This is a genomic window from Pseudomaricurvus hydrocarbonicus (assembly GCF_011602365.1).
GTDB classification, from domain to species: domain Bacteria; phylum Pseudomonadota; class Gammaproteobacteria; order Pseudomonadales; family Cellvibrionaceae; genus Pseudomaricurvus; species Pseudomaricurvus hydrocarbonicus.
The window spans coordinates 36807-59714 of record NZ_JAAONZ010000012.1 but is presented as its reverse complement, the minus strand read 5'-3'; the positions used below and the strand labels follow the sequence as shown (position 1 = coordinate 59714).

Below are 22908 nucleotides of genomic sequence, written 5' to 3'. Positions count from 1 at the left end.
TGTATGGACCCGTCAATAGCAGAACGCCACAACGGTGAACCTTCGTTGTCACCGCTTACAGTCAAAATTGACAGCTTCTTCGCTGTCACCACGTCCCAGATAATGGCCGTAGGCGGGATAAGGACACAGCGAACGACTACGTCCCGGGAATGCTTTGCCTGTGGCTTCAACGGCTTCCGGCGCCTTGCCCTGTTCAACCCAGTTCACCATGGGGTTGAGCATATCAAATTGGTCCAGCGTACTCTCGCCACCATGGCAATGGCCCATGCCTGGTACCAGGTACAACCGTGACCACTGCTGTACGCGCTCAAGACCGCCGTTGCGTTTGGCCAAACGCTGATAGTATTGCAACGTATCTTGGGCGGAAAACCATGGATCGCTGGCGCCGTGAAAGAACATCAATTTACCGCCCACGTGAGCAAACGTGCTGAGCTGGGTGGAGGTTGCATTGCCCGGTGCCAAAGGAAAATCCCTGGCGATCGCAATTTCCCGTTGCAGATCAAACGGCGGCCCCATGCGGCTTTTACCCAATGGGCCGGCAACCCCCTGCAGTAACCCCGGAATCCCATGCTCTGCTTTCGCTGCGACACCGGTGTCCCAGAAAAAACCCGGATAAAGATTGCGGCCGTCGATGTCCCGTGGGCCGGCAAAGGCCTTATCCAACGCCTTGACCTGCGCTGCGGTCAGACATGTTCCCCCTTCAGTTTCAGCGGAACACTGCAACGCAGCGGGGCTAAAGTCACACCCCACCACATCTGCAACCATCCCGTCCCGGATACCATCTCGTGCGTCACACGCCTTTAACAGACCATCAACAATTAAGCTCTGTTGTGCCACACTGAATGGCTCAGGCTGCTGGTCATCCACCAGAGCCTGCAAGGTCACGGCGGACCATAAATCCGCCACTTCCGAGTAGTTGGTGCGCATGGCCGGAGCACCGGCAACAATACCATCAAAGACATTGGGGTAGCGTTGCGACATGGACATCGCTTCACGACCACCGGTAGAACACCCGACAAAATAGTTGTACAGGGAAGGTTGACCGTAGTGGTTCGCGACAATTTTTTTCGCCAGCTCAGTGGTTTTTACCACCGCACGATCATAAAAGTTCAACAGCGATTGCTGATCCTCAAAAAACTCAACATTAAACAGACTGTCACTTTGATGCCCACTGTCGGTACTGGCAACCGCAAAACCCTGAAATAATGCGGGGGTCTCACCCGCTGCAAGCGCCCCCAGAGGCTCGCGAATTAAACCATTCAAGCCACCCCCGCCCTGAAACAGGAAGCGTCCATTCCAGCTCTCTGGTAACGCCAGGCCAAAACCAATCGCGTAGGGTTTATCATTCACACCCACCCGCTTTTCAAAATACCCCTTGAGACTGCAATAGGGCTTGAAACCTTTAGGAGCCACCGACTGAGTGGGGGCTTCAGACATTTTTTCTGACCGATCGATATAGGCAGCTTCGGTAACCTCAATATCGTAGCCCTCAAGCGTCAACGACTTCAGGTTCCGGCATGCATCGGCAAAATCACTCTGCGACGCCAAGCCCATCGGACTGAGAAAAAAAGCGCCAAGCCAAATTCCCGTTTTTAAGACTGGCATCCCCAAAACAAGTTTTTTCATCATCAATCTAGTTCCTATGTAACAAATTGCACGACAAATATTCATCTGCATACAAACAAGCCGGCACCTCGCTTTGGCGAAGGGTACCGGCTTATCAAATACCTACTGTATTCCCTGCTTTCAGACTTTAGAAATTGTAGGTGACATTCACACCCACGGTCCGGGGAGCGCCAAAATACTCAACATTCAGCGCATTATACTGACCGGAAATATACTCTTCATCGGTCAGGTTACGGCCATAAGCCTGGACTTTCCAATCGTCTTTTTCCAGAGTAATCAAGGCCGACAACAAGCCACGCGACTCCAGTAAATCGGTGCTGTCATCGTACAACAGGTTTGCCCACTGCTCATCTACCCAACCGTAGTTCAAACGCGGAGTCAGTAGTGCACCATCGAAAATCTCAAACTCATATTCAATGCCCAGGGTATAGCTCAAACCGGGAGAATAAAGATTATCCCCGCCGGAGGAACTCACCAGATACGGGGAGTAATCAAAACAGGCCGGAGGTGTCGAACCGCCCGCACACTGCGGCAGACCGGTGGCATCCGGTGGCAAGATCCGCTCATTGACAATGCCACCCACCGGGGTCAATTCAGAGTCGACATAGGACAAGCTGGCATCCAGACGCAGCCCCCCGAATTGTCCCTCAATGGAGAACTCTGCGCCTTTGATGGTCGCCTCACCGACGTTGAGAATACCGGAATTTCCAGAGGTGGTATCAATATTGTCGAACTGGAACTCTTCGTAGTCGTTGTAAAATAACGCCATGGTGGTTCGGACCGCGCCGTCCATCATGGTCGACTTCCAACCTAACTCATACGCCCAGACATTCTCAGGCTCAAAGTTGTCTTCGGCATTGGTGTTGTTATAACCGCCGGGCTTATAGCCCTTGGCCATGGAGGCATAAACCAGATTGTCCTCATCAAACGTCCAGTTGACCGACAGTTTACCCAACACGTCGTCGTCTTTATAATCGCCACCAATGGGAAAGGCCGGCCCATTTTCTACGGGGCCAAAATAGCCGCCGCTGCCCTCCAGGCCCGAGGCTTCGTACCAGGCTTTTCGCAGTCCGAATTCTACCTGGAGATCTTCGGTGACGTTGTAGCCCAGTTGACCAAACAGACCTTTTGTTTCTTTTTCAATCCCCAGTAAAATGCGAGGGCCGGGGGTCTGAATATCCACCGCAATATCATTTTTCTGATAGTAATAGCCGGCAACCCACTGCAAACCAGCATCACTTGGCGAAATGATATTGAATTCGTAACTGTCCTGATCTTCTTCAATGTTTTGTGTCTGTACCAGGCTCAGAATATCGGTTGAATCAAAATCCCAGACCACGTCGATGGCCTTTTCCTGTTTGCCTGCCAACAGTTTAAAGGCCACACCGTTGGCCAGTACATATTGGGTATCGATCAAAAAGGTATCGTCACTCTCTTCATGCTGGGTGTCGGTGTTGTAACTGATATCGCGGATATCATCGGTACGCCCAAAGGCAAAATCGGTACCTTCAATGGGGCGACTGGCATAGCCACCGGTATCTTTATCTGAGGTTTCGTACTTCACGTACAAATCAAATTGATCACTCGGCTGCCACAACAACCCCAAACGCGCACGGCTTTCGTCCAGGCTGCCAGCATCGGTATCGGCTGAACCGATATCATCGTAATAGCTGTCCCGATCAACCATTTTAAACGCAGCGCGCAGAGCCAGTGTCTCCGTTAAGGGCACACCAATGGCACCTTCGGCATTGACCGCTGAGAAATTGCCGACACCCGCTTGGATATAGCCATTAAGAGCTTCACCGAGCTCTGGGCGCTTGGAGTTAATCATAATCGCGCCGCCGGTTGAATTGGCGCCCGAGAAGGTACCCTGCGGCCCCCTGAGGACCTGCACATCGTTTAAATCGTAGAAGCTCATGGACCCTACAATCGGCGGCTGAAACAGGCCGTCGATATAAGTCCCAACACCGTTGCTGGCGTTCGGATCACCACTGGCCAGTCCGATACCACGGATATTGACCGATTGAGTGATCGCGGCATCCGTTATTGACAGACTCGGTGCGGCGTATTGAAGATCTTCCAACTGAGTCACGGCTTTTTTCTCCAATTGATCTGACGTCATCGCCGTCATCGCAATGGGAATATCCTGTACATTGGCCGCCCGTCGCTCCGCGGTTACCACGACCTCTTCCAACATCTCAGCTGACACGATGGGCGCACAGACGGCCATACTGATGGCGGACGACAACAATATCCGACGAAAATTCAAATCTTTGGGTACAGTGTTATTCACGATGCCTCTCCTTCTTTCTTTCGTTATGTAGTGTTTTTTATTGTTGATTTATCCGGTCAGTGCATAAACACTGACCGGATAAATAGATAAATTATTTTCAGACTCAATGGCAGGCTCCAACCAAATTGCCGCTTAGCTTTCTATCACTTCAGAACCAGCACATAGTATGTGAAGCATACTATTATCTCAAACAAACACCATCAGTGCCAAATTGAAACTGGCGATGTTTGGTTTAGTTTCTCTGATTCGACAACAAATCCAAATTGTAATCTAAGTTATTATGCCTCTTTTGTACTCACTGAAAACCTTTTCCAGCCACCATAGTTACAGAGCCCTGCGCATTCTTGCCTGCGCCGCCATGCGCACCTGCGCGTTGACTTCACCATAGTTGCTGTACTTTTGACGCTGAACAACCTCAAAAAACATGCCATTTACGGTACGGGTGTAAAAATGCAGAAAATAGCCCGTTTCACTTTTATCGTACAGAATATTGTATGCTCGTAACTGTTCGACAAATCCGTCGTCAAAGTCAAAGCGGGCGATCAGATCATCGTAATAGTTATCTGGAACAGGCAACACAATGTTTAAATCTATACCCTCTGCAAACGTCAAAATGTCATCACACGCGAAGGCAATGTGCTGAACCCCGGAACCCTTTTGCACCTCACGAAAACGCTCAGTTGAAGCGCCCCAACTCCGGGACATGTTAAATGGCAAACGGATGGTTTTATTCCGGTTGGTTGCGGTCCGACTCACCACAATGCCATAAGGATCAATAAGATCCTGTGGTTGATCAATGGACAACCCGAACAGCACTTTGTAGAACAGCGAGGTGGACAGAAACTCCGACTCAGACACACCGCTGGTAATATGATCCACCAACAGGCTTGGATCACTTTTTGGGCTCAGTGATACAGCAGCGTCAGAGGGCTGAACTGCCACAAAATCGACATCAAAGAAACGACTGCCATCCGCGTCTCGCTGGACAAAGTAAACCAATTCGCCACCGACACCTTTGGCGCCGGGAATGTTCATCTCTCCGTGTTCAATATCCCCTTCAAATTTTCGGTAGCCAAAGTGCTCTGAACGTTCAGCCATACCCTCAGCATCATCCGCCAGATAGGCAACCGCACACACCGAGACTCCATGCATTAAATAGTAGTTCTGAGCAAAGCTGTCGGGTTCTTCATTGACCACAATACTGACATCGCCCTGGCGGAAAAGGCTGACATCCTTGCTGCGATGACGGTGGGTGTTGGTGAACCCCAATTTGGTCAACAGATCCAGCAGTTCCTCTCTGGACTGGCCTTCGGCAGCAAATTCGATAAACTCAACGCTTTTCACGCTGGGTTCAGGTGGCAAATAATCTAAAGCTTTCGGCGTCTTTGAACTGAGATCCGGCACCGCTCTGGCGACCTCTTCTTCCAGCCACAGCATCGATCGCATGCCGTCTATTGCCGTAGGGCGACACGGAGAGGATCGAAATTCATCATTGAATATTTCATGGGAAAAATAGCCTTCATAGCCGGTATTGGTGACTTCAGTCATGAAGTCGACCATGGGCAGATCACCCTGACCCGGGAAGCAGCGGAAATGGCGGCTCCATTGCAGCACGTCCATATCGAGCCACGGTGCATCGGCAACCTGCACCAGAGCAATACGATCACCGGGAATATCGCGAATCACACTCAAATTCTTACTGCGGGCATAGATATGGAAGCTGTCGAGGATAATGCCTAAATTCTTGTGATCAACTCGGTTCACCAACTGCCAGGCGTCTTCATAATCCTTGATATTGCGGCCCCACGCCAATGCCTCATAACCCAGTTTGTAGTGGCGTTTTTGAGCACGCTCGGCCAGTTCTGAGAACTCTTCCACCGCCCGATCGAGACTGTCGATACACTGCGGTGACACGTTACTGCAAATCAACAGGGTGTCCGTATGCAGTTCTTCCATCAAATCGAACTTTCGTTCGGCCCGATCAAAGTTCTTCTGCATCTTGTCCGAAGGCATGCACTCAAAGTCGCGAAACGGTTGCAGCGCAATGATCCTCAAACCCAAATCTTCCGACATGCGTCTCACCACCGCCGGCGACTCATCAAACAACATCAAATCATTTTCAAAGATTTCAATGCCATCAAAACCCGCATAGGCAGCCGCTTCCAGTTTTTGACGCAAGTCCCCAGACAAGCATACAGATGCAATGGATCTCTTCATCAGGTCTCACTCTCCGGGTCAGAACAGGTCCAGTTTAAATATTTCATGGCATAAACACCTTTAGCGTCCTATCTCAACCCTGGCCATTTCCAGTCCAGCCGGCTTGAAAAAAATCCGAATAAAATCAGCGCCAACACAAGGATCTGTCCGCTTAATCCAGCCACGTTAAGGCGGTGGAAATCAGTTCGTTATTGGCTTCGACCTCAATCCCCGTAAACAGCTGAAAAGCATCGATACCCTGGAAAATCCACAGGTCAAACCCCGAAAGACACTGCATACCAGCGGCTTTACAGCGCTTCATAAATTCGGTTTCCAATGGCGTGTAGACAGCATCAAACGCCCAGCGCTGTGCGCCTATCGCTGACAGTGGAAACGCTGAACCGGGATGGCTGTACATGCCCAGCGCCGTACAGTTGACTAAACCATCAACTTGTTGCATGACCGCTTCTAACTGGTCTGATAACACCACCTCAGACTCGGTACCGCGTTCACGTAAGGCCTCACGCAGTGATTCGGCTTGACCGGGAACGACATCGAATATGGCGATATGACTTGCCCCCAATTCAGACAGTGCAAACGCGATCGCTCGTCCAACTCCGCCGGCACCACAAATCAATACCTGTCCGGGAGCACGGTCGCCCCGGCGAAATGTATAACCGGAAATGAAGCCACTGAAGTCGGTGTTTGCACCCAGAATCTCATCGTTCTCGAACTTGAGAGTATTGTAGGAGCCAATGGCCTCATGCCCGTGGACAATCGGGCCGCTGACAAGATCAACTATTTTCTGTTTGTACGGATGGGTCACATTGAGACCGTAAAACCCTTCCGATTTCGCCTGCTGAACTCTTTTCACCGGATCAAAACCTGTCACGTTTTCTCCATCCAGCAAGCCGTAATCGATGGCAATGCCCGACAATGCACTTAGATAATGTTGCAGACGCGGCATACGTGAGCGTGCGATTCCAGACCCCATGAGAGCCATTTTTAGAGACATTGAACTACCCTAAACGCTTGAATTTATCGATATTGTGAATAGCGGCTACGCTATTGACTTAACGTCTGTGAACACGAAGTCTTGACGCCATTTAATTCCAACCACCATCTGCTTGTACAATATCTTCTGTGCCATCACCTATAACACCGGGTTATCACTGAGCTCAATGACGACTGATTTTGGAAAAAAAGTGACAGGACCTGAATAACTGATAGCATACCCAAAGTGACCAAATACAATAAAAGGTTCGTAGATGCTGTTAAATTTCAGACAGTTGGAAGTTTTTCGTGCAATCATGATTGCTAAAACCATCAGTGGTGCGGCCGAATTACTGCACGTTTCCCAGCCTGGTATTAGCCGTTTATTGAAATACATGGAATACAAACTGGGTATCGCCCTGTTTGAGCGCCACAAAGGCCGGTTAATCCCCACACCGGAAGGCGAAGAGCTGTTTAAAGAACTCGAGCCCATTTACAAGCGCATTGAAGATCTCGACATCACCATCAACCGCATCACGCGCCCGGAAGACCTCAAATTTCAAATTGCCTGCCCGCCAAGTCTGGCCAGCTATGTCCTGCCCTGGCTGATTGCCAGGGTCAGGGCTCAAATGCCCGGCTCCAGTATCAAACTGGAAACCCTGCCCAATGAAGACATTGCTGAATACATTACACAGCGCAGGGTCGATTTTGCGCTGGCTCTGTACAACCCGGATCATCCTCTGCTCATGGCAGAGCCATCCATCAACATCGGCATGGTGGCGGTTGTCCCCTTTGATCACCCGCTGGCCAAAAAGAAAACCATGACCATTGCCGATATGGTGGCTTACGACATGGTTACCTACTACGCTGAAACCCTGCTGGGGTCACACTTGAACAAAGCCTTTGAAGACATTGAGCGCGAACCCAACATCTCGGTCATGGTGCGCTATGCGGATGATGCCTGCGCGATGGTCGAACAGGGGTTAGGGGTCACCGTGGCCTTCGAATACACAGCGATGCCTCAACGTTTTCCCAACCTTAAGACCATCCCCATCAAAAACAGCAAGCAACGCTTGTATTTTATTCGTCATAACGGGATATCCCTGTCCAACAACGTGCGTAAATTCTACGATTTGGCCAAAACGGAGATTCGCTCTTTAGAGTAACGTGAACCTCAGGACTCATATCGTCTGCTGTTGCCCACCTTAGTCCTATCTCGGCCTTGAGATTCATCTCCAGCTGGTAAGCCCAGCCGGTCGATTTGGAGGCTCATGGGCCCATAATGCAATGTTATAGGATGAGCACGATAGAGTAATTGAGTGTCTGTGGTCGATCTCGTTACCATGAAGCTGTTGATCTGTCTGACCCAACACCCGGGAGTCCAACATCCGGAACATGGTTGCCAAGCATCGAAGGTCAATATACGAATAAATAGTGGTCAACGTTCCAAGAATTGGCTGTCTATATACTAATAAATAACTTAAGAACTCAGGATAGAACATGTCCATCACTGCCTCTGCCACCGCCCCAGATGAAACGCTGCTCCCTGCCAAGAGTGATAACTGTAGTACCAGTACCTCCAACTATCAGGACTGCATTCAACGCATACGCACATTGGTGGACGATAACCGCATGTCCGGCCTGCAAATCCTCGTGGTATTGATTTGCTTTGTACTGAACATGCTGGATGGTATGGACGTGGTGCTGATGTCCTACGCCGCCCCGGTGCTGGCCCAGGACTGGTCAATTCAACCCGCCGCGCTTGGGGTCGTCTTCAGTGCGGCTCTGGTGGGTATGACGTTTGGCTGCCTGGCAATCGCACCCTATGCCGACGTTATTGGCCGGCGCAGGATGATCATGATCGCCATTTTTATCATCGCCAGTGGCATGTTGTTATCCGGTTTGTCTCAGTCCGTCATTCAGCTGGCAGCAGCCCGCATCTATACCGGTCTGGGGGTAGGGGCAATTCTGGCCAGCATGGCCTCAATGGCATCGGAATATTCCTCGGAAAAACACCGCAATTTCTGCGTGTCCCTGGTACAGGCGGGCTTTCCCATCGGAGCGGTCCTCACCGGATTTACCTCCGCCGCCATCATGCCGGATCACGGCTGGCAGCCAATGTTCATTGTCGCAGCTGCGATGACTGCCATCATGCTGCCGCTGGTGTACTTCCTGATGCCCGAGTCCCTGGAGTTCCTGGCGAAAAGACAACCCAAAGGTGCCTTCACCGCCATCAATAAAACCTTGTCCCGCATGAAAGCGCCTGTGCTTCAAAGCTTGCCGGAAAAGCCCGACGACGCACACCACAAAACCAGTGTCAAAGCGCTCTTTCAGGGCACCCGGCAATTTTCCACCATCATGTTGTGGACCGGTGTGTTCCTGGGGTTTTTCACCCTCTATTTTGTCATCAGCTGGATCCCGAAGATTGCCGTCGATGCAGGCCTGCCCCTGGAAAAAGGCATCTACGCCGGAACCGCCTACAACCTGGGCTCCTTCGTCGGCAGTATTTTTCTGGGCTGGATCTCCGCACGCTTCGGCTTGCAACGCATGATTTTTGCGTTCTTCACACTCGCGGCCATTACCCTGATCATTTTTGGCACAACACAGATGAGCGTATTTTTTATTCTGCTCACCGCGTTCATTATCGGCATCACCCTCAACGGCGGCTTTAATGGCTTCTGGCCAACCGCCGCCCGCCTCTACCCCACTGAAATTCGTACCACCGGCATCGGCTGGGCGGTCGGTGCCGGTCGTGCGGGTGCGGTATTAGGCCCGATGGTCGGTGGCTACCTGTTGCAGTCCGGCGCAGGTCTGGCCACCACTTTTGTAGTGTTTGCCGTGCCGTTGGTGCTGGCGGGTATTGCGGCGCTGAATATCCGCTCAAAGGATTTTGCCTAGTAGGATGTTTCCTGGTTATGTTGTTACTCTATTCCTTATTAGTGCAAGTCATCAGCTACGACACTGCCAACAGCATCAATAACATTATCTTATGCAATTTATTCCGCTTAACAGGTAACTTTGCGCTACCTGTTTCTACTGTGTAACATTGGCTCAACACGGTTCAACACATTCACGTTACAGCGCTTCATCAACGGCCCGCTAACCCTTTAACTCTACAACCGTCACTGATTTCGGCGGTAGTGACAACAACAACCTGGAATTTTTGGCGGTAAACTTAACTGGCTTGGGAACCACCGCCGCTGGCTCATCAAAGCGATTGACCGTGTCGACCCGGGGGGCTGTCAACACTTCGCCCTTAGCAGACTTGACCACCATCCCCTCTAACTGCAGGGTAATGTCAGCACTATCGACTGGATCGATGTTGGTCAGCGCCAGCCAGAGTTTTCCGTTCGCGTCCCGGGCAGCAATGGCATCGATCTGAGGCAGGTTGATATCGTCCATGCGGTATCTTCCGCTATCAATACTGATCGGTATCAACGTCGCATCCTGGAAAGGCACGTACATGTGGTAAATATGGTATGTCGGTGTCAGCAACATTTTCTCGCCATCGGTGAGTATCATGGACTGAATCACATTGACCATTTGCGCAATATTGCTCATGCGCACCCGATCGGCGTGACGGGCGAAAACATTCAGTGTCAGCGACGCGGTAATGGCGTCGCGCAGGCTATTCTGTTGTTTCAGAAATTTGGGGTTTTCGGCGATATCGGGTTTTAGCCAGTTACCCCACTCGTCCACCACCAAGGCAACTTTTTTCTGCGGGTCGTATGTGTCCATGATCTCCGTATGCAGGGTAATGACACGGTCCATGTTCAAAGCTAGTTGCGCGAAGGTAGCGTAGTCTGATTCATCAAAATCCTGTGAGGCATCTGACATGGGGCCGCGCGTCATGGTGTAATGATGCAGCGACATGGCATCAAACAGCGGCAGGTAACCAGGCGCTGCGGCCCATTTTTTCATCAGAGCCTCGGTAAACGCAGTGTCAGTGTCGTTGGGGCCAGCAGCGATGCGCTGCATGGCATGCGGATTGTGAGCATCGCGATCAAACAGCAGATCGATACCCGCAAAACGCTGTTGAGGATTGTGGTTCAGGGCAAACACACTATAGGCCTTAAGGCGTGCAAAATATTCATCCGCGGTCATCGCCCCACCACAGCCCCAGGCTTCGTTGCCAAAGCCGATGTATTTCACACGGTAGGGTGCTGTATGACCATTGGCTGCACGTTGTTTTGCCAGAGTTGTGGGCAGGTCTGTCGTCATATATTCCAGCCAGTCAGCAGCTTCCTGCACCGTACCGGAACCCAGGTTGAGGTTGATATACGCTTCACTGCCGATTTGCTGTACAAATTCCATGAACTCATCGGTACCAAAGTGATTGGGTTCAATCACATTGCCCCAGGGATTGATGCGATCAACGCGCGAGCTCTGCGGACCCACACCCTCACGCCAGTGATATTGATCGGCGTAACAACCACCGGGCCAACGCACCACAGGCACCTTGATGGCCCGCAGCGCTTTCACTACATCGGCACGGATACCCTTTACATTGGGGATTTTGGAGTCTTCGCCAACCCAAATCCCGCCATAAATACCCTCACCGATATGTTCGGCAAACTGGCCAAAGATATCACGATTAATGGTATGACCCGGCTGTGAAGGATTCAGGCGAATACTGCTGTTCTGCTCGGCCAATGAAGGTGTGGCTAGCATGGCACCTGAGATCAACATCAGGAATACCCGGATTCTCGACCAATTAAACGCATGGATTGTTTTCATGTTGAGTCCTGCATGCTGGTAGACATTAGTGGCAAACGTGGCCGTCTGCGCAGTTAATGCCGTATGAATTGAGGAGGTGTTTTGATAGGTCGAAGACGCCCTTGCCCAGCCATACGTCACAGAAAAATGTTGTAAAACATACACCTCTGCCATCCATTAAATACTGGCTGCGCAGGGTGTTCTGCAGTCTGGCGTCGCTCTGTCACAAACTCGTGACAGAGCAACAGCAAATGATCAAATTCGGCTGGTTTTCATCTCTTTAACGGCATAATCTACCGCTCTTGCCGTCAGCGCCATATAGGTTAATGACGGATTCTGACACCCACCGGACGCCATGGCCGAACCATCCGTGACAAATACATTGGGGACATCGTGCATCTGATTGTGGGCGTTCAGCACCGAGGTTTTAGGGTCCCGGCCCATGCGCGCAGTCCCCATCTCATGAATGCCCGTGCCAGGGGTGTTACCGGTTTTGATCGGCACGATATTGTCCAGGCCGCTGGCGGACAGCATTTCCACGGCTGACGTAATCATATCCTCGGTCATCTGGTGTTCGTTGTCGCCCCAACTGGTATTGACTTTTAACAGCGGCATGCCCCAGCGGTCTGTTTGCTGTTTATCGAGCGACACTGCGTTCTCATAGCGGGGCAGCATTTCTCCAAATCCCATCAACACCATTTTCCAGGCACCGGGTGACTGCAACTTCTGCTTCAGTTCGGCGCCATAACCGGCGTCATTGGCTTGTGCCTTCCAATCATCACGAGAAGCACCGCCCTGATACCCAAAGCCCCGTAAATAGGAGCGTTTGTCACCATCCAGGTTTTGAAACCGCGGCACATAAATGCCACTGGGACGACGGCCCGAATAATAACGGTCTTTCAGTCCGTGAAAGATGCCCATTGCCCCACCACCAATATTGTGATCCATCAAATAGTGACCCAATGTGCCACTGCTATTCCCCAGACCATCGGGGAAGGTGTCTGAGGTGGAGTTGAGCAGAATCTGCGTTGTACCGAGGGTGGAGGCGCACATAAAAACGACTTTGGCTTTATACGTGCGTTTTTCCAGGGTCACCCGATCCACAATCTCAACACCAGACACTCTTCCCTGCTGCTTATCAAACACCAACCGTTGAACAACCGCATCGTTCAACAAGGTCAGGTTGCCGGTGCGTTCAGCCGCCGGCAATGTAGCACTTTGACTGCTAAAATAGGCCCCAAACGAGCAGCCCCGAGCGCATTGGTTGCGGTACATGCATTTGCCGCGGCCCAATTCCTCGTGTATTTTTTTCGGCTGGGTCAAGTGCGCGGCCCGACCAATAATCATTTTGCGTCCCGGAAAGGTTTCGCTGATTTTGGCCGATACCTGCTGTTCCAGGCAGTTCATTTCCATGGGTGGCAAAAAGTTGCCATCCGGTAAATGAGGAATGCCGTCGCGGTTGCCGCTGACGCCAACAAATTCTTCCACATAATCGTACCAGGATTCGAGGTCGGCGTAGCGGATGGGCCAATCCGTGCCAAATCCGTCGCGCTGATTCTCTTCAAAGTTGAAGTCAGACATGCGGTAGGTTTGGCGTCCCCACAGTAATGAACGACCGCCGGTTTGATTGCCTCGGATCCAGTCGAACGGTTGCTGCTGGATATAGGGTTGTTCACGATCATTGACGAAGCGTTCGTGGTTGTATTCATCCAGCACCCGGGACTTCACTTGAATCGGGTAATCGTTGGCAATCACATCCTCGTTCAAATACCCGCGCCCGGGTAGATCCCAGGGACGCGCGAAGTCGTTTTTATAATCCTCGCGATGTTTGTAATTTCGCCCCCGCTCAATGACCAGAGTCTTTAAACCTTTTTCACAAAATTCTTTTGCTGCCCAGCCGCCGGAGATACCCGAGCCGACCACAATGACATCGAAAACTGCATCTGACATACATTAAGTCCCGTTACTGACAGGTTAAAATAAATTGGCCGTGGCCCAGGTTTTACCGACCTCTTTGAGCGGTAAGTTGCCCCGATAAGCACCCGGTACGGGGGCGTATTGCAGCTCCTGGGTGGCGCCAATTTCGGACGTGTAATAGCCAAATACCGTTAACTCTTTCAGTTCTTTGTAAGCTTGAAATTCTGGACTTTCGCTGCTTTGGGCAAACGTACTGTCTTCAAGCCAATCCATGATATGGCTTCGCTGCCGGTCGTCAGCAGCCACTAAGTTCGTTTTGAATTTTTTGAGTGTGGCTTGATTCATGGCCGTTAACCCGTCCAGAAACGTTTGTTGATGAACGTCGTTAAAGGTTGTCGCCACCAGTCGGCCGATAAACTCCGGCACACCTGCACCTATGGCACCAGGCGTTGCGGTGGTGGGGATGATCAACTCCGCCAGCACCTGAATCAGTTCGGCCTGATCGGACGTAAAGACAGTGTCTACCGGGCCAGTAGGTAATTCTGTCGTGGCGGCGGCCAACACCCCTGGGCTTAACGCCACCACACCCAGTGCCATAGCCGTTCGTTTAAGCAGTAACCGGCGGTTGTGGCGGTCAGTACTGTTCATGGTGAGTCTCGCTGTTGTTTGGGCCGATACTATTGATCGATCTGCAGGCTTTGCTGGCAGGAGGTCTGATCCTGATTGAGAGACCAAAGAATGCCGTTTTCCAGTAAGCGGGCGCTGTTAGGCTCGGTGTAATTTTCCGCAAGGTGACCAATCGCGGTATAAAACACTCGCCCTTTTGCCAGACACTGAGCCCAGGCAATGGGATGATCACCCATACTTAAGTCCTGTCCGCCGAACCCTTTGGGGGAATAGGTGGATTCGTCGAGGCTGGCGACGACATATTTATCGGCGACAACCGAGGTTTCGGTCTTTTTCTGTGAGGCTCTAAACGAATACCACTCTTCGTTCATAGACCAGTTATCAGGCAATCCCGCAGACAATACCGGGTGGTGATTTTCTACCTTGACGGTAGCCATCTGAAATTGAGGATCCGCGGGGTGGCCGATAAAGCGCGCACCGATCACATCATCGGCGTACCAGTCCCAAAAATACACCGGGTCGCCCCCGGAACCGTGAATGCCGACAAAGCCACCACCATGACTGAGGTAATCTTTAAAAGCCTGACGCTGTTCCAGTGTCAGCGCATCACCACTGACGTTATTCCAGATCAAGGTATCGAAACGCGCCAGATCTTGCGGATTAAACACACCCCCCTGCTCGCTGAACACGATTTTCCAGCCATGCCTTTTGGCCAGTGTACGCAAGGCGGTGGCTGCCGCCTGCACCGAAGGTTCATCGCGAAAACCGGTAATCTTTTGAAACACAAGCACGGCAGTGCCACTGAGATCTTCCGGCAACGTGGGCCGGTCGTTATCATAACGTTGACAGCGTTGAGTACGATCCACTTGCGTCACGGGAATCTCTTGCAGCTGACGTTCAAGGGCGGCCAACTGTTTGGGCTCCAGTGATATACCCTCAAAACTCAACAACAAGCGCGGCGACATAATATTGGCAAAAGATTCAGGCAGGTCCCCTCCCCCAAAGCTGGCCGTCAAACCGTGTCCGAGATTAGGCGCGTACTGGTGAATCAGCTGCTTTGCCGTTTCATTCCTGAATGCATCACTCAGGGGCATGTCCAGCGAAAACGGCTGATTAGCCAGAGGGCAATTTATCGAAGCCTGTGTTCCCGCAGATACCAAACCGGTAATACACAGACTTGCGATCAATGCAGCACGAATTGTTAGCTTCAACATAGCCACCTTACACCGCATTGCGACGCGCAATGTTACCCAGTACCTGGGCACTTTGTTTGGGTGTGCGCTTAAACGTTTGTCGATCCACGCTGTGCAAACCAAACTTAGGGCCGTAGCCGAATACCCATTCGAAATTATCCAGCAAGGTCCAGTGGGTATAGCCCAAAACAGGAACGCCTGCGGCGACTTTCTCTTGCAGAGCTTTTAACGCTTGCGGGATCAGCCAGCTTCGAATTTCATCGTCGTCCGCGGAGACCCCATGTTCGGTTACCAGTACCGGCTTTTGACAGACAGAATGGGCGTACTCCACCGCATTGGCCAAGGATGCCGGATAAACCTCTTTACCCATTAACCCCATCACCGCATCCTTGGGTGGCGGCAGCTCTCCGTTAGCGTCAATACGCGAGCGCTCATAGTTCTGAACACCGAGAAAGTCATCCTGTTTTGCAGTCTCCAACCACGGACCATAAAGGGTTTCACGTTTCTTGTCCCGATGACGGCTGTCATTACCCACCACTTGATCATCATTGATGGCCAGGCTCACACCTACCGGCAAATCGGAACGCACCGCTTTAATGGCGTTAAACGCCAACCGATGCCCCTTCAGCATGTGTTCCTGAGCCAGAGGGTAATCTTCATAATTCATCACATTGGCGCTGGTGAACGTTTTCACACCGGCTTTTTCGGCGGCGGCCTTGAGAGTCGCTCTCTGTTTGTCGAGGACAAATTTGGGTAATCCGCCATCCCAGTTTAACAACGCCGTCAGATTTGGTTCATTGAGGGTGATGGCATAACCAATGTCCTCGCTCAAATGTTCCGCTGCACGCTTCACATAGCGGGCAAACAGTTCCGGTGCCGCAGGATTCAACCAACCCGCCTGCTCGGAAAACCAGCGGGGGGCAACAAAATGGCAGAAGGTGACCTGCGGGATAATTCCCATCGCCTTACAGCGCTGAATCCGCTGCTTGTAATAATCCAGCATGGCAATGGAAAACAAACCGGGCTCCGGTTCAATACGCGCCCATTCCAGCGAGAAACGATAACTGTTGAGCCCCATATCTTTAACCAGTTGTAAATCGGTTTCCCACAGTGCAAAACTGTTACAGGCATCACCGGAAGGCTCGGCAAATACCGTAGGCTTAACATTTTCCAGAAACCAAAGGTCACTGGCGGTATTATTACCCTCGGTTTGATGACCCGACGTGGCAGTTCCCCATAAAAAGCCCTTGGGAAATTTCGCTTCGGTTTTAGAAACCATGCCTACGGCATTCATGGCACTCGCACCGGTTAAGGCAGCACCGGCGACTAAAAAGTCTCGACGTTTCATTTGTGGTTTACCCCATTTTTCGGTTCAACTGATTCGGCTATGTGACTCAGAATTGATGCATCTTGAGCCATGCCACGAATTGATCGATCACACCGGTGGTGGTGGTGCCCGGCATACCGGCGCCAAAACCGTGATCGCCTCGTTCATAGGCGTGCAACTCCACCGGACGCTTTGCTTGCTGCCAGGCGTTGACAAGACCAAAGCCCTGATGACCAAACAGTAAGTCATCCAGTGCCAGTGCGGCAAATAATGGAGGGGCCTTCGCGGGTACCTCTACACTGAGCATTGGACCATAAATGTAACCCACAAACGCCGGCCAGGTATCACTCTGTCCGTCCAGCACGGCATGCATGGCGGTCATGGCCCCGGCGGAAAAGCCGATGATACCGACCTTCTCAGGATCAATGTTCCACTGACTGGCGTTTTGGCGAATCAACTTAATCGCCTGCAGGGCATCCTGTGGCGCTTTGGGCTCGAATACGTGGGTCTTTTCCTGGCCCTGGGGAATATCGGACATGATTTTACCGATATGCTGCATATATTTGTGATCATCACGCGGCGTAACGTTTAAACGGTACTTCAACACAAATGCCGTGACGCCTTGTTCGGCCAAACGTTGGGCGATGGCAAAACCTTCATGGTCCATGGACAGCGACTGAAACGCACCACCAGGGGCCACGACGACCGCCGTGCCCGTAGCTGTTGCCGGGTCGGGCAACACCGGCGTGATGGTCGGCACTGTCACGTTACGGACGATGCGGGCTTCCACCCGAACCTGAGGATTGATCTGGCCGATCAGATTACCCCATTGTTCACGATCTTCACTGGATGGAATGTCTGCATCTGGATAAAGAGGAATGGCATCCGGTTGGGCGGGGCGATCTATGCTGTGGAGTTCAAATCTGGGCTGTGCTTGAGTCGAGACCGACAGCAAGACACTAAATCCTATGACCAAAATATGACGGTAACTCATGTGCGATCCTTAGCGATTATTCAACGCTGCATAAAAAAGGCCCGCAGATATGCGGGCCATAAGGGAGAGCAATCAGAAGTTGTAGCTGACTTCAGCTCCCACAGTGCGCTCCGCATTGCGGACACGCCAGTTGACGTAAGCGCCGGCATCGGCAAAGGGCAAGCCGATAATGGCGGAGTTGTAATCTTTATCAAACAGGTTGCGGACAAACAGCCCCACCCGCCAGGTGTCTTCAGTGCTGCTGATACCCGCTGACAAGTTGACGATGGTGTAGCCTTCCTGAATGGTGTTTTCATCACCGACGCTGTTCTGTGTCTCGCTGCGGTAGGACGCGTTACCGGCGAGGTCGATCAGCAGACTGTTGGTCAGCTCGTTATCGTACACAAAACCCAGCACCGCCGAGTGCTTGGGAGCACCGGGCAGAGATTCCCCATCCGCTTGATACAGGTGAGTGCTGGCGGTTGAACCGGGCGCTGCACACTGCGTTACTTCATTGCCGGCCGCCACAATCGATTTCGGGCAATCAGTGACATAATCGGTAAATTCAGCATCTGAATAGGTGTATGACGCGTTTAAGGTCAGGTGCGGCGTTGCCATAAACGTCGCCTCCAACTCGATACCCTTGGTCTCCGCACCGCCAGCGTTTTGGGTGATAAACTCAAAGCCATCAAACACCGAAGTCTGCAGATCGGTAAATTCGTCGTAAAAGATATTGCCGTTCAGGGTCAGGCGGCGATCCAAAAACTGACTTTTCACACCGATGGTAATATCGTCCACAGTTTGTGGTGCGACGTTGGATTGCGCACCGGTCTGGCCGGAAAAGGTAATGGTTGGACCCAGGTAGCCTCGTGCGTAAGTGGCGTACACCAGCACGTCTTCAGCGGCTTGATATTCAAAGCCAAAGCGACCAGATATATCGGTCTCCGTGGTCTCCGCCTGCTGATAGGGGCGCGGGCTGTAAGGCACCATCACGTCGGTGGCAAAACCATTGTCCACGGTGGTGTAGGTTTCAGCTTCCACGTCATCCCGGGTTAAACGCAAACCACCCAGCAGGCTGACATTGTCGCTGAGGTGAAACTTACCGTCGATAAATAACGCGGCACTGTCACTGGTGGTGGTGGTGGCGCTGTTGCCATTGGTGATGGATATAATCGGTGCGCCACTGTATGGCTGTGCGGGCGCCAGGGTCGCAGATGCCTTATTGCCGAGTCCGGTCTGTTGTCGACTCAGGTACACACCCGCGACATATTCAAACGCATTTCCGGACGGCGACGTTAAGCGCAACTCTTGAGAGTAGAGTCTTTTGATTTGGCCGGTCTCGCGAGCCTTGAATTTACTGTAGGGGGCACCATCGATGGAGTATTGAAACTCACCTTCGTTGTATTCACGCCAGGCGGTAATCGAAGACAGTGTGTATTCACCCAGATCCATATCCGCCTGGAACGACAGGCCGTAGTTCTCCGTTTCGGCACCACCTTCACCATCTTCAATGGATTTGTCGTTATCACTGCCCACATCAATGCCGCTCAAGTCGACAAAAGGCGACCCAAACTGACCGAACGGGGCCGTTTGCGCATCGGTCAGCTTATTCAATGTCCAGGTCTGGCCCGGGCCGGTGACTTTTTCTTTCGAATAATCGGCTATCAGATAAAGGCTGAGCGTATCCGTGGGTTCGGCCGCCAGTTTGACCCGCGTACCGTAGTTTTCACGACCGCCCCACTCTTCATCACGAACCACATTATCAATGAAGCCATCGTGTTCACGGCTGAAAGCATAGACGCTCATGGCTACAGTGTCGCTCAGAGGGACATTCACCAAACCGTTGATATCGTGCTCGTTCAGTGATGCGTAGGAAGCGTACAAACTGCCGGCAAGGGCATCGGTGTTTGGTCGCTTGGTGGTGACGTTCACCACACCGGAAGAGGCGTTCTTACCAAATTGTGTGCCCTGGGGGCCCTTGAGGACTTCGACACGTTCGATATCACCGAGACTGGCCATGGGATTGCCAAAGCCGACAACCACGTTATCAACAACCACACCCACAGGTGCTTCTGAAGCACTGCTAAATCCACCCATGGTGCCAATACCCCGCACCCGGAAACCATCATCATTGGGCGATTCCCCGTACTGCACACCGCTGAAAGTGTAAGCGATGTCCGTAATATCTTTAAATGCAGTTTTCTTAAGCTGATCGCCTGATACCGCGTTTACGGCCAAGGGCACATCCTGTAAACGCTCGGCACGACGAGTTGCCGTCACCACCACCTCTTCCAACGAATAGGCACTGGACGCACTATCCTGGGCATTGGCTACACTCATTAACGGGGACATTTGAGTGCCGGCAACACCAGCAATGATTAGAGCAAGCTTTTTCATTTTCATAAGATCTACCTTTGAGTTTGCTTACGCCCTCAAGGGACGCATTTTTATTGTCTGAAAAATTTACGCAACGATAGCGCTGCCTGAGCCGCACCGTTGTTATCACTGAGCCATCCTGAAGAAGGATGTGATTAAAGGGTTGTCCTGGTGATGGTCGAAGCCAAACAACAGACAATAACGCGCGCAGGCGCAAATTGGGTATCGCATGAAATGGAGTGATGGGTCATCTCTCTCTCCTGTCAGTATCCGTTGTCGAATTACTGGTTGTTATTATGTGGGTTGTTTAACAATTTCTGGCGCCCACGTTATCAACCTGATGCATAAATTTAAAATAATATTTTTTTCTGTTAGCATAGCTCCTGCCTATACTTATAAAACACTATTACAAGCAGGAGATCCGCATGCGCATCGATCCCAGAGGCCTGAGGCTTTTCTTGGCCGTCTGCCGTGAAGGCACCATCAGTGGTGCCGCTCATGCCGAGCACCTGTCACAACCCTCTGTATCCGTTGCCATCAGCCAGCTTGAGCGGGCTTTAGGCACCAAGCTGTTTGAACGTTTTCGCAAAGGCATTGAGCTCACACCGGCCGGAGAAGCCCTGCAGCGTCGGGCCATGGCCATCGAGAACCTGATGGATACCGCTTACCGGGAAATTCAATTGTTGGGCCAGGACATCGCCGGGCCACTGGTGGTAGGGGGTACCCCGGGGGCTCTGGCCAGCCTGGTGCCCAAGGTACTGAGTTCCTTTACCAACAACTTTCCCACCCTGGAAATACGGCTGCTGGAGCGCCCTGAACCCGAGCTGCACAAGATGTTGCGCAACTACGAGATTGACCTGGCGGTCGTCACCACCGGCATGAAAGAAAGTCCGAACGACATGAAGGAAATGCCGATCTTCAGCGATTCCTTTTCCATCATCGTGGGTAAAATGAACGACCAACTGCCCAATGAGCTGTCACTGGCGGATGTCGAGCACTCCAAATGGGTCTTGCCCGACGCCATTGGAGGCTTCAGACGTCAGGTGGATGCTTTATTCATCAGTGCTCAGGCCCCCATTCCCCACAATGTCATCCGCTCGGATTCCCTGTTGACCACCAAAGCCATCGTCCGTCAAACGGATTACATCACCATCTTACCGCGTGAAGTGGTGATGCCAGAACTGCAGGCCGGCACGCTACGGGAAGTGCGCATCCGAGAAGTGACCTTTCAGCGGCAAGTAGGGTTTCTGTGGCTGAAAGAGCGTGAACTCAATCAACTGATCAAGACCTTTCTTGAGCACGCCAAAGAGCAATCCAATATATAGCTTAAAACTATACATAGTAGAAAATATAATATTTGATCTAATGGTTCTTGCGGTCAGAATAGAGGCATAATTCATCGCAATAGAGAGAACTTTCAATGCGCACAATAATCAACAACGCCAGGATCTTTGACGGCACTGGGGCAGCTTCATTTGCTGGCTCGGTCTGCATCAGTGGCGAACGGATTACCGAGGTTTCAGAGCTGCCCATTACCCCACAATCCGATGACCAGGTGATTGATGCCCAGGGCATGACCCTGATGCCAGGACTTTGCGAAGCACACGCCCACCTGACCTGGCCAACCTCCGTGGAAAAATTTGTGCCCGGCATGTACCTGCCACCCGAAGAGTTGGCACTCACAGCCGCTCGCAATGCCCGTATTCTTCTGGACCACGGCTTTACCAGCGCGTATTCAGCCGGTGCCTTGAGCAAAAAGCTCGAAATTTCCCTCAATGAACACATTGTCTCCGGCGGTATGCCCGGCCCGCGGCTGATCCCCTCGTCGGTCGAGCGTGAACCCCCCAACGACAGTGAGCTGGATCCGGGCAAGGTTGAAGACCATCAGCACGGCCCAGAAGGTATGAAAGCGTTTGTAAAAGAATGTGCAGAGATGGGCGCAAAGGCGGTGAAATTTCTGATTTCAGGGGAAAGCGCCCTGAAACCCGGTGCCTCCCATGAACTGCTCTACAGCGATGAAGAATTAATGGCCGCCGGCGAACAGGCACGCGAGTCCGATGTCTGGTTGACGGGCCACGCCCACGCCGCTGAAGCCGTAAAAATCGGTGTCAAAAGCGGATTCCGTATTCTGTACCACTGCACCTACGCCGACGATGAAGCCATCGACTTATTGGCTTCCCGCAAAGACGATATTTTTATTGCTCCGACCATTGGTATTGTCCAGGCCACGCTGGATGCCAATCCACCGCCGCACATGGATATGTCCCACATGAAAGAGGACGCTGCGCTGGTCCTGGAAGCTCAAAAGGCGTTGGTCCCCAAGCTGCGCGCGCGGGGTCTACGACTGTTGCCCGGCGGCGACTATGGTTTCCCTTTTAATCCCAATGGCCGCAACGCCTGGGATCTGGAGCTTTGGGTACGTCACTTCGGATACACACCGGAAGAAGTTCTGCACGCGGCCACCGAACTCGGTGGCCAATTAATGGGCATGAGTGACGAATTGGGCTTAATCAAAACAAACTACCTGGCTGACCTGCTATTGGTTGATGGTGACCCTACTCGGGATGTGCGCATTCTTCAGGATAAAAATAACCTGAAGATGATTATGAAAGGCGGTGATCTCTATAAAGCCTCCGCTGGTTTAGTCAACGCAAACCACCACTGATTCGAG

15 protein-coding genes are annotated in these 22908 nt (G+C 51.9%); 4 read left to right on the top strand and 11 right to left on the bottom strand.

Annotation, left to right across the window (positions count from 1 at the left end; translation table 11 throughout):
- Nucleotides 1-48 precede the first annotated feature (48 nt).
- The 4 genes from G8770_RS14745 to G8770_RS14730 form a co-directional block, all read right to left on the bottom strand.
- The gene (locus tag G8770_RS14745) at nt 49-1629 is read right to left on the bottom strand and encodes a DUF6351 family protein (protein WP_167188303.1); all 1581 of its coding nucleotides are present in this window, start codon (nt 1627-1629) and stop codon (nt 49-51) included.
- A gap of 124 nt (nt 1630-1753) precedes the next feature.
- Entirely contained in the window at nt 1754-3919 is a 2166-nt protein-coding gene (locus G8770_RS14740; protein WP_167188300.1) for a TonB-dependent receptor domain-containing protein, read from the bottom strand.
- Nucleotides 3920-4243: 324 nt separating this feature from the next.
- Complete coding sequence (locus G8770_RS14735) at nt 4244-6136, bottom strand: bifunctional sugar phosphate isomerase/epimerase/4-hydroxyphenylpyruvate dioxygenase family protein (protein ID WP_167188297.1); 1893 nt, start codon at nt 6134-6136, stop codon at nt 4244-4246.
- 151 nt (nt 6137-6287) lie between these two features.
- Nucleotides 6288-7130, bottom strand: coding sequence for a shikimate dehydrogenase family protein (locus G8770_RS14730; RefSeq protein WP_167188293.1), 843 nt, complete (start codon nt 7128-7130; stop codon nt 6288-6290).
- A gap of 253 nt (nt 7131-7383) precedes the next feature.
- Between G8770_RS14730 and G8770_RS14725 the strand changes: the two genes are divergently transcribed.
- Both G8770_RS14725 and G8770_RS14720 read left to right on the top strand, forming a co-directional pair.
- Complete coding sequence (locus G8770_RS14725) at nt 7384-8274, top strand: LysR family transcriptional regulator (RefSeq protein ID WP_167188291.1); 891 nt, start codon at nt 7384-7386, stop codon at nt 8272-8274.
- A gap of 334 nt (nt 8275-8608) precedes the next feature.
- Complete coding sequence (locus G8770_RS14720) at nt 8609-10006, top strand: MFS transporter (RefSeq protein WP_167188288.1); 1398 nt, start codon at nt 8609-8611, stop codon at nt 10004-10006.
- 201 nt (nt 10007-10207) lie between these two features.
- On the opposite strand, the gene G8770_RS14715 is transcribed toward G8770_RS14720, so the two are convergent.
- From G8770_RS14715 to G8770_RS14685, 7 genes are all read right to left on the bottom strand, one after another.
- Nucleotides 10208-11845, bottom strand: coding sequence for an alpha-N-arabinofuranosidase (locus G8770_RS14715; protein ID WP_208022281.1), 1638 nt, complete (start codon nt 11843-11845; stop codon nt 10208-10210).
- Nucleotides 11846-12079: 234 nt separating this feature from the next.
- Nucleotides 12080-13774 (bottom strand): GMC oxidoreductase, encoded by a 1695-nt coding sequence (locus tag G8770_RS14710; RefSeq protein WP_167188285.1) that lies wholly within the window; start codon nt 13772-13774, stop codon nt 12080-12082.
- A gap of 24 nt (nt 13775-13798) precedes the next feature.
- A complete protein-coding gene (locus G8770_RS14705) occupies nt 13799-14389 on the bottom strand; it encodes a gluconate 2-dehydrogenase subunit 3 family protein (protein ID WP_167188282.1) in 591 nt (196 codons plus the stop codon).
- A gap of 29 nt (nt 14390-14418) precedes the next feature.
- The gene (locus tag G8770_RS14700) at nt 14419-15582 is read right to left on the bottom strand and encodes a ThuA domain-containing protein (RefSeq protein WP_167188279.1); all 1164 of its coding nucleotides are present in this window, start codon (nt 15580-15582) and stop codon (nt 14419-14421) included.
- 7 nt (nt 15583-15589) lie between these two features.
- Complete coding sequence (locus tag G8770_RS14695) at nt 15590-16909, bottom strand: family 1 glycosylhydrolase (RefSeq protein WP_167188276.1); 1320 nt, start codon at nt 16907-16909, stop codon at nt 15590-15592.
- Nucleotides 16910-16955: 46 nt separating this feature from the next.
- On the bottom strand, nt 16956-17882 hold the full coding sequence (locus G8770_RS14690) for an alpha/beta hydrolase (RefSeq protein ID WP_167188273.1): 927 nt from the start codon (nt 17880-17882) through the stop codon (nt 16956-16958).
- A 72-nt stretch (nt 17883-17954) separates the two neighbouring features.
- The gene (locus tag G8770_RS14685) at nt 17955-20264 is read right to left on the bottom strand and encodes a TonB-dependent receptor (protein ID WP_167188270.1); all 2310 of its coding nucleotides are present in this window, start codon (nt 20262-20264) and stop codon (nt 17955-17957) included.
- 398 nt (nt 20265-20662) lie between these two features.
- Here G8770_RS14685 and G8770_RS14680 point away from each other — a divergent pair, with 398 nt between their 5' ends.
- Together G8770_RS14680 and G8770_RS14675 are read left to right on the top strand one after the other, a co-directional pair.
- On the top strand, nt 20663-21562 hold the full coding sequence (locus G8770_RS14680) for a LysR family transcriptional regulator (RefSeq protein ID WP_167188268.1): 900 nt from the start codon (nt 20663-20665) through the stop codon (nt 21560-21562).
- 95 nt (nt 21563-21657) lie between these two features.
- A complete protein-coding gene (locus tag G8770_RS14675) occupies nt 21658-22902 on the top strand; it encodes an amidohydrolase family protein (RefSeq protein ID WP_167188265.1) in 1245 nt (414 codons plus the stop codon).
- Nucleotides 22903-22908: the final 6 nt, after the last annotated feature.